We start from the raw sequence: 8461 nt of genomic DNA, 5'->3' as shown, positions 1-8461 counted from the left end.
AGTAGCGTTTTTTCATAGGTATAGATTTAGGCGTTAATAGGTCTGAAATTGGTTTTAACTAAGATTATCTGTGCATGGCAAAACATTAATTATGGTCTTATACTTTTAAAATTAGAAATAAATAATTAATTGATTAGCTGATATTTCTGTTCAGTTTGTTCATTATAGTTAATGTAAAACTTGCAGGAATAAAGGCACAAAAAAAGGGGTGTGCCCTAAGACACACCCCTTTTTTGAGTTTGGTAAAATTTATTTCTTTGCGTCAGCCAATAGCGCTGTATTTAAACGTATATATTCAGGGTTTTTAATCTCTGTAGCTATTTTAATACCAGCTGCTGCACTTTCCGCTGCACCTTTTTTATCGCCCATTTTAAGTTGAACACGGCCTTTCCATAATTTGATCCACGGCCCCTTACCACCATCAGCTGCGTCTGCTGCATTCATCCACTCCATTGCTTTGTTCAGGTCTTTTCCATTTTCCAGATAGTAAATAGCTGACTGGAAGTATGGTTTCTTATCGCCTTTCATCGCTTCATCAATACTCGCCATTACTTTGGCATCAATATCTGTAGTCATATTGATAGGTACTACAACATTTTCCCAGGCTAATTGCATCACTGCTTTTGTTGGTAATACATCAGTAAACCCAATTGTAAATGTTTCTGCTTTATCTTTTGCAGTACCTGGTTTAACTTTGAACCTTAAAAAATCTTCTGATTCTTTGTAGTCATAAGCGCCCCATTGTTTGGTGTTTTTGTTTAAAATTACTGTCCATTCAGTTTTGCCGGGAATAGTAAATAAAGCATAATCACCCGCAGGTACTGCCTGACCTTCTAAAGTCACGTTATCCGTGAATGTAATTGTTGTTGCACTGTTTGCACCTGTACGCCAAACTGACCCATAAGGTTCAAGTTCTCCGAATACTTTACGTCCTTTAGTATTTGGACGGGAATATTTAACTGTTATTTTTCCAAGGCCGAAATCCTGTATTAAGGTTTGGCCGGAACTTGGTTGAGGGATATTAATTCCTTGTGCTTTCAAATCAGCATTTAAGCCGATAGCCAGCGCAACCAAAAGTGTTGTTTTGAGTATTGTGTTCATTAGAATAAGTTTTGTTTATACGAAATTACAGTTATGTTTTGATTTATAATAGAAACCTTTTCCAGCTATAACTGTTAATTGGTGTAAACAAAACTTATTTTAATAATACGATTATGAAGCAATTAAGTTTATTTGGCTTGTTAGTTATTGGTGCCTGTTCTATTCAGGCCTGTACAAGTCCGGAGAACCGTGGCACTAAAGGCGATTCTACCGCCATGGATTCCAGCAAATCAGATAGCTCGAAAATGGGCTCAAAGATGAGTGGTACAACACCATCCGATCCAACCAATCAATCTAAAGTTGACGGGGATGTAGCAACCTTCATGGAAAAAGCTGCACTTGGTGGAATGATGGAAGTTGATTTAGGAAAGATTGCCCAAAAATCAACTAATCCGGAGGTGAAAGCTTTTGCAGAAGAAATGGTTAAAGACCACTCTAAAGCAAATGCAGAACTTAAAGCCATAGCAGAAAAAGATAAAATCATTTTGCCTTCGGCATTTCCTGCTGAAGACAAAGCGCATATGGATATGATGAAAACTATGACAGGTACTGCCTTCGATCATCACTATATTGATATGATGGTAACCGATCATGATAAAACCATTACCTTATTTAAAGGTGCAGCGGCTTCCACTTCAAAAGAAGTGAGTGACTTTGCTAAAAAAATGCTGCCAATTATTACCGGCCATTATGAAAAAGCAAAAGCTATTCAGGCGAAGCTGAAATAATAATCCTGTTTAAATCCGTGCATTGATTTTGTTTAAACCTCTGCATGCGCAATATAAAAACAGCATAAAAAGAAAGGGCATTTTGTTGAATACAAAATGCCCTTTCTTTTTATCCCTGAACGCTGACAGGGTCAAGTACCTGTGTAATTAATCTTAACTTTTCTTCCGCCTTTTGTAACTGCTGATGCAATTCCTGTGTAGCTATATCTGTCTGAAGTTTTAATTCTGGAATCAGTTCTCTGTAATAATCAATGCCCTTAAATAATTCTGCCCTGAACTTCTCAAAATACTTGGTCTTTTTCGCATTCAGATCATGTAGCTGCGCAGTCAGATCTTTTTTTAGATAATCAACATATAAATGCAGTTCATTGATAAATAAATTCGGACGATTAAATTTAAAAGTAATCGGTTCCCTACCATATATATGACTGATCATTTCTTTCAGCGTGTATTGCTTAGAAAAATAAGCAAGATTAGGGCCCGGGCAAATACTCACTGCTTTATTTTCTCTGGGCTTTAACAGGTCGTTTTTCAAATAAGCAGAAGCACAAAGCCCTTCACACAAACATATTTTTTCTGTAATGGCTTCAAACTTCTCTGCAAAAAGTGCAGGATCAGGTTCTGTTGCTTCTAACTGTTTAATCTTCAGGCGCTGATATTCCCGGGAAGCCGTACAGATAGGCAATTCAGTAAATTCCGTATTCGTAGAAAGGAACTTTTTAGTACAAGGGCTGCCTGGTCTTCCTTTTGCTATCCGTTGTAAACGCTGCTGTTCAATCGTACTGTTTTTGAAATTGTTGAACAATACACCCAGAGGCGAAGAATTGCTGACATAAAAGTCCTCCTGCTGTGCATTTGCCAAAGCCTCCAAAGTCTGCTCATCCACATTAGTTGCTTCCGGAACCAGCAGAAAAGGGCTTCCCCAGCCCGTGGCATCCAATTGATAATAATTAAGCAGGAAATCATTTTCCCCGGCCGTACCAATTCCTCCCTGAGCAGTAAATTTAAGCACTGGAGTTTCCACCAGGGAAATTCCTTTATTTAATAATGCAGCCTGATAAATACCGGATAACTCTTCACGCAGCTCATTTCGCTTTTGTTTAAATTCCTCTAGTATCGGCCCTAACAATAAACCCTCTGTCGCAAAAGCATGGCCCCCGCAATTTAAACCAGATTCTACTCTGAATTCCGTTACCCATAACCCTTTTTTTGCCAGCATTTTTGCCTGTATCAATGCTGACCTGAAATCACTAACCTTCAGGATGATCTTCTTTTTAATCTTCCCTTTTGCATCCGGGTAAAAGTCGATGCAGTTCTCCATATAAGTATATAACCTTGGATTCAAACCCGCCGATATGACCACAGCAGAAGATAAAGTGCTGTTTCCGAAACCGCGCATCGCTGCCAGTGCATCTGTATAATCATTACCCAGGTTTTCCTGGTTAGCCGTATAATTGGCCTTATCTACCTTAGACATGATGTTTACATCAATATTCCCGGCTTTCATTTGCTGACGCAGATTGTCCTGTAAACTTGCTTTCACCGTACCTTCTTCCAACTGGATCATTTCCAGATATTGACCTTTCAATACAGAATTTTCCGGAAGAAGTTCAAAATAGGTGTGTATAGCTGCGCCTTCGTTAAAAGGCTCAGCTCTTAAAGCCTCAAACTGCTGATCAACCAATTTACCAATCAAATCAAGGTAGGCCGTAACCCGCCTTGCACGGCCATCACTTTCTTCCTTTTTGATCAAAACGTAATCAAGTTTATTTGCTTCGGAATGAAACTTTCTCATTCGCTCTGTCAATTCATCATCAACGATAGAAAGGACTGAAGAAATACCATATTTAGCTACTTTTAAAGGAGTGTCAATGGAGTAACCTAATCCCAAAACGGGTATATGAAAAGTGTGGTTCATGCAATTCTATTTTATCTGTAGGACGGCAAAATAGCGGAGAAATCCGGGGATAAAATATGACATGGATCATTATTTTTTATGATTTATGCTTGCGCCCTGCATGACAAAAGTCATAGATAAGGCCGGCCGGGGTATAGATATTTGTGGTAAGAAAAACAACATATTATGGCAACTTTAACCTTAAATACAGCCCCATCAATCAGTCTATGGTCTAAATACTTAAACTTTGCTGATAGTCAGAAACCTAATCACTTAGGCTGGTTTTTAGTCTCTATCGTTTTACACGCGACCATCCTTGTTCCGCTGACTTTTGTACTCGTTTACTCTTTAGGTGGCTATGTGATCCCATGTTTGGCAGTGAGTATGCTGATTTTCTTTGCGAACATCGTGGCAAATATGAGCAGTGCAAGCACCAGGGTAACCATAGGTGTATTTTACCTGAGCCTGTTGATCCATGCAGCGATCCTTTTAATTACTGTCGCAGGTATATAAACAAACAGTCTCTTCATAGATTTTCTATATTTGTAAAAATCGATTATGGAAAAAGCAAGGTTATTAGAGGCAATTATTGAGACAGCCATCGATGGAATTATTACCATTGATGATAGAGGGAAAATAGAAAGCCTTAACCCTGCAGCACTTAAACTTTTTGGGTATACCATTGAAGAAGTAATCGGACAGAATATCTCTAAACTCATGCCTGAACCAGACAAAGGCAGGCATGATGGTTATCTTGCCAATTATCATGATACTGGTGAAAAACATATCATCGGTAAAGGCAGAGAAGTTAAAGGGCTCCGGAAAGATGGCTCGACATTTCCTTTCAGGCTTGCCGTTAGCGAAGTACAGTATGAAAGCCGTAAAATATATACCGGATTCATTCATGACCTGTCTAAAGAAAAAGAAGCGGAAGAACGGTTACAGGACTATGCTGCCGAACTTGAAAATCTGGTTGAAGAGCGGACTAAATCATTGAAAAAAACGGTGACTGCTTTAAGAGAAGCCAAAGAGGAAGTAAGTTTGTCACTTGAAAAAGAGAAAGAACTGAACCAGATGAAAAGCAGGTTTGTTTCTATGGCATCACACGAATTCCGTACCCCCTTGAGTTCAGTACAACTTTCTGCTTCACTCATTGAAAAATACGCACAGCCCTTTCAGAATGCAAATATTGAGAAACACGTACATAAGATAAAGAATGCGGTCGGTAACCTGACCACTATACTTAACGATTTCCTGTCTTTAGAAAGACTGGAAGCAGGAAGGGTAGAACCTGCATTTCAGCCCTTTGATCTGGTTAAATTATCAGAAGAAATTACCGAAGAAATGCAGATGATCGCCAAGCAGGACCAGAACATTATTTATCAGCATACAGGGTTGGAAAGCATGGTCTTACTCGACCAGAACCTGCTGAAAAACTGTATGATCAACCTGATCAACAATGCTATCAAATATTCAGGGGAAAACACTTTTATTGAGTTTAACACTGAGATCACAGAACATCAGTGCCTGGTTACCCTGAAAGATAACGGTATTGGTATTCCCGACACCGACCAAAGACACTTATTCCAGCCATTTTTCAGGGCACATAATACAGGAAATATTCCAGGTACAGGTTTGGGCCTTAATATTGTGCTCCGGTATGTAGGTCTGATGAATGGTGAGGTACAATTTGAAAGTAAAATTAACGAAGGAACTAAATTCACCCTATCTTTCAACAAATAGGGAGAATTTCAAGCATAAATGGAAAATAAGAAACAAAGGATATTAATTATTGAAGACAATGATGATATCAGAGAAAGCACAGCGGAAATACTAGAACTGGCCGATTACGAGGTTTTCCAGGCAGATAATGGCAAAACAGGAGTAGAAATGGCGCATAGTCATTTACCAGACTTGATCCTTTGCGATATTATGATGCCTGAACTGGATGGTTATGGCGTACTTTATCTTTTGAATAAAAGTCCTGAAACAGCTGCTACCCCTTTTATTTTTTTAACCGCAAAAGCCGAAAGAATGGATATGCGTAAAGGGATGGAAATGGGCGCAGATGATTACCTGGTGAAACCCTTCGACGATGTTGAACTGCTCAATGCCATAGAAAGCCGGTTTAGCAAAAGAGAAAAACAAGAACTTTTCTACAGCAAGTCAATTGATAAATTAAATACCCTTGTTTCCTATAGTCAGGGCGTGAAAGAGCTTGATAAACTCATGCAGGACCGTAAAGTCCGTACCATTAAAAAGAAGCAGATCATTTATTACGAAGGAGATACCGTTTCTGGAATTTACCTGGTCTTAAGCGGAAAGGTGAAAACCATTAAACTTACCGAAGATGGCAGAGAACTTTTAACAGGAATGTATGGTGCTGATGAATATTTCGGTATCCCGGCTTTGCTCTTGAACGAACCCTATGCTGAAACTGCAGAGGCTTTAGAAGATACAACAGTATGCCAGCTTCCAAAAGAAATGCTCGAAGAATTACTGAACCGTTACCCCGATGTGGGCAGACAATTTATCCACATTCTTTCGAATAACCTGTTGGATAAAGAAGAACAGTTGCTGCAATTAGCTTATCACTCCGTCCGTAAAAGGATGGCAGAGGTATTATTACGCCTGTGTAAACTTGAAAAACAAGAAGGGCAGATTAACCTTAAGATCTCCAGAGATAACCTCGCAGCAATGGCAGGAATGGCTACCGAAACCGTCAGCCGTATTTTAAGTGACTTCAAAGACGAAGGTATTATCGAAAGAAAAGGAAGCCAGATCGGAATCCTTGATCAGCAGAAACTTCAACAAATGAAAAACTGATCCAGATCATATTTATGGCTGACCAGCCTCATTCTCTCCGGCGTGTTTTCGGGTTAATTTTGCTCATTAACAAATCGATCCGAATGAGAGTAGTAGCCTATAGTATAAAATCTTTTGAAAAAGAGCCACTGGCAATAGCCAACCATAAAAAACACGATATTACGTTAATATCCAATTCATTAAGTCCGGATACAGTGAGCTATGCGGCAGGAAAAGAAGCTGTTATTGTCTTTACAGATGATGTAGTCTCTGAAGCCGTGATCAATAGCCTGGCTGATCTGGGCGTGAAGTATATCGCAACCCGGTCTACTTCCACCCAGCATATCAACCAGGAAACCGCAGCCCTGCGTAATATTAAAATCGCGAATGTTCCGGCAGTTTCTTTAATGGGAGATACCACAGATGAACTATCGCTTGCTTTAGCCAGAGAAACCATCTTAAACCTTGATAAATGGCAGCAGAACCGTTGTTTAGGCTCAGCTTGTGTTTGTTCCAAAGCCTGCGATCAGGTTCACCCTAAAACACCTGATCATGAGCATTAAAACACTGATTGCGAAATACCATGTTGCCGCGCCCCGTTATACCAGTTACCCTACAGTTCCTTATTGGGATACCGAAGGATTTGATCAGGAAAAATGGGCTTATGCAGTTCGAAAATCATTTACCCATAGTAATCAACAGGATGGCATCAGTATATATATCCATCTGCCTTTTTGTGAAAGCCTGTGTACCTATTGCGGATGTAATACCCGGATTACACGGAATCACAAAGTAGAACACCCTTACCTTGAAACCGTCCTGAAGGAATGGAAATTATACCAGAAATTATTTGATAGTAAACCTGTAATCCGCGAGTTGCATTTAGGAGGAGGGACACCTACATTTTTTAGTCCTGAAAACCTGAAACTACTGATTGACGGAATCCTTAATCAGGCGATTATCCATGAGGATGCGGAATTCAGCTTTGAAGCGCATCCGTCCAATACCACCCAGGCACATTTAACTACCTTATATCAATTAGGATTTGGGCGCTTAAGCTTGGGTATTCAGGATTTTGACCCTAAGGTACAGCTCGCGATTAACAGGATACAAAGCGTTGAAGAGGTCGCCTTAGTGACGCAGCAGGCTAGAGAAGCAGGCTATCATTCCATCAATTATGATTTGATTTATGGCCTCCCTTTGCAAAATATTGAAGGACTATCTGATACGATCTCTTCCGTATTAACCTTGCGTCCGGACAGAATAGCCTTTTACAGTTATGCCCATGTGCCATGGGTAAGGCCCGGACAGCGCAGGTATACAGAACTGGATCTTCCTTCGGCTGAATTAAAACAGGAATTATATGAACTGGGGCGTGAAATGCTGAAAGCAGGAGGTTATGTGGAGATTGGTATGGATCATTTTACAACGACCACTGACAGTCTGTTTAAAGCTGAACAAGAAGGTAAATTACACCGTAATTTTATGGGTTATACCCATCAGTATAGTAAACTGATGATCGGACTGGGCGTGTCTTCTATCAGTGATAGCTGGACTGGCTTTGCTCAGAATGTGAAAAAAGTAGAAGATTATATCAGTTTGGTCAATGAAGGTAAAATACCTGTTTTTAAAGGGCATATCCTGGATCAGGAAGACCTGGTGATCCGAAGACATATCTTAAACCTGATGTGTAAAGGAGAGACCTCATGGGCTAAACCAGAGGAGCAAAGTGCAGGCTTCAGTGAAGGTCTGGAAAGAATGGCTTTAATTGCTGATGATGGTCTGGTGATGATCAGAGGTAACGGGTTAAAAGTAACCGTATTAGGTAAAAGATTCTTAAGAAATATCTGTATGGCACTGGATTCAAGACTTTACGCCAATCAGCCACAGACCCAATTATTCAGTATGGCCGGATAAGACGATCAAATCC

At 39.8% G+C, this 8461-nt stretch carries 8 protein-coding genes; 6 read left to right on the top strand and 2 right to left on the bottom strand.

All coding sequences use genetic code 11. The annotated features are described in order from the left end of the window. Positions 1–249: 249 nt before the first annotated feature. On the bottom strand, positions 250–1101 hold the full coding sequence (locus tag LY11_RS14160) for a DUF2911 domain-containing protein (RefSeq protein ID WP_111634321.1): 852 nt from the start codon (positions 1099–1101) through the stop codon (positions 250–252). 113 nt (positions 1102–1214) lie between these two features. Here LY11_RS14160 and LY11_RS14155 point away from each other — a divergent pair, with 113 nt between their 5' ends. Then, on the top strand, positions 1215–1829 hold the full coding sequence (locus LY11_RS14155) for a DUF4142 domain-containing protein (protein ID WP_111634320.1): 615 nt from the start codon (positions 1215–1217) through the stop codon (positions 1827–1829). 109 nt (positions 1830–1938) lie between these two features. On the opposite strand, the gene LY11_RS14150 is transcribed toward LY11_RS14155, so the two are convergent. After that, positions 1939–3747 (bottom strand): hypothetical protein, encoded by a 1809-nt coding sequence (locus LY11_RS14150; RefSeq protein WP_111634319.1) that lies wholly within the window; start codon positions 3745–3747, stop codon positions 1939–1941. A gap of 165 nt (positions 3748–3912) precedes the next feature. Here LY11_RS14150 and LY11_RS14145 point away from each other — a divergent pair, with 165 nt between their 5' ends. The 5 genes from LY11_RS14145 to hemN all read left to right on the top strand — a co-directional run bounded on the left by LY11_RS14145 (position 3913) and on the right by hemN (position 8448). Continuing rightward, positions 3913–4239, top strand: coding sequence for a hypothetical protein (locus LY11_RS14145; protein ID WP_111634318.1), 327 nt, complete (start codon positions 3913–3915; stop codon positions 4237–4239). 45 nt (positions 4240–4284) lie between these two features. Continuing rightward, the gene (locus LY11_RS14140; RefSeq protein WP_111634317.1) at positions 4285–5469 is read left to right on the top strand and encodes a PAS domain-containing sensor histidine kinase; all 1185 of its coding nucleotides are present in this window, start codon (positions 4285–4287) and stop codon (positions 5467–5469) included. Between the two features lie 18 nt (positions 5470–5487). Beyond that, positions 5488–6552, top strand: coding sequence for a response regulator (locus LY11_RS14135; protein ID WP_111634316.1), 1065 nt, complete (start codon positions 5488–5490; stop codon positions 6550–6552). Positions 6553–6635: 83 nt separating this feature from the next. Further along, a complete protein-coding gene (locus LY11_RS14130; RefSeq protein WP_111634315.1) occupies positions 6636–7094 on the top strand; it encodes a Rossmann-fold NAD(P)-binding domain-containing protein in 459 nt (152 codons plus the stop codon). Next, the gene (hemN, locus tag LY11_RS14125; protein WP_111634314.1) at positions 7084–8448 is read left to right on the top strand and encodes an oxygen-independent coproporphyrinogen III oxidase; all 1365 of its coding nucleotides are present in this window, start codon (positions 7084–7086) and stop codon (positions 8446–8448) included. Before LY11_RS14130 ends, hemN begins: the two co-directional genes overlap by 11 nt. Positions 8449–8461 lie beyond the last annotated feature (13 nt).

Source organism: Pedobacter cryoconitis, from assembly GCF_003259615.1.
In the GTDB taxonomy this organism is placed as follows: Bacteria; Bacteroidota; Bacteroidia; order Sphingobacteriales; family Sphingobacteriaceae; genus Pedobacter; species Pedobacter cryoconitis.
Note: the sequence above shows the minus strand (reverse complement) of the source record. Positions and strands in the feature narration are given on the sequence as shown.

Bases quoted from the DNA above. Each gene is read 5' to 3' on its own strand.
- hemN (WP_111634314.1), top strand. From the start codon at position 7,084: ATGAGCATTAAAACACTGATTGCGAAATACCATGTTGCCGCGCCCCGT.
- LY11_RS14130 (WP_111634315.1), top strand. From the start codon at position 6,636: ATGAGAGTAGTAGCCTATAGTATAAAATCTTTTGAAAAAGAGCCACTG.
- LY11_RS14160 (WP_111634321.1), bottom strand. From the start codon at position 1,101: ATGAACACAATACTCAAAACAACACTTTTGGTTGCGCTGGCTATCGGC.
- LY11_RS14155 (WP_111634320.1), top strand. From the start codon at position 1,215: ATGAAGCAATTAAGTTTATTTGGCTTGTTAGTTATTGGTGCCTGTTCT.
- LY11_RS14140 (WP_111634317.1), top strand. From the start codon at position 4,285: ATGGAAAAAGCAAGGTTATTAGAGGCAATTATTGAGACAGCCATCGAT.
- LY11_RS14150 (WP_111634319.1), bottom strand. From the start codon at position 3,747: ATGAACCACACTTTTCATATACCCGTTTTGGGATTAGGTTACTCCATT.
- LY11_RS14135 (WP_111634316.1), top strand. From the start codon at position 5,488: ATGGAAAATAAGAAACAAAGGATATTAATTATTGAAGACAATGATGAT.
- LY11_RS14145 (WP_111634318.1), top strand. From the start codon at position 3,913: ATGGCAACTTTAACCTTAAATACAGCCCCATCAATCAGTCTATGGTCT.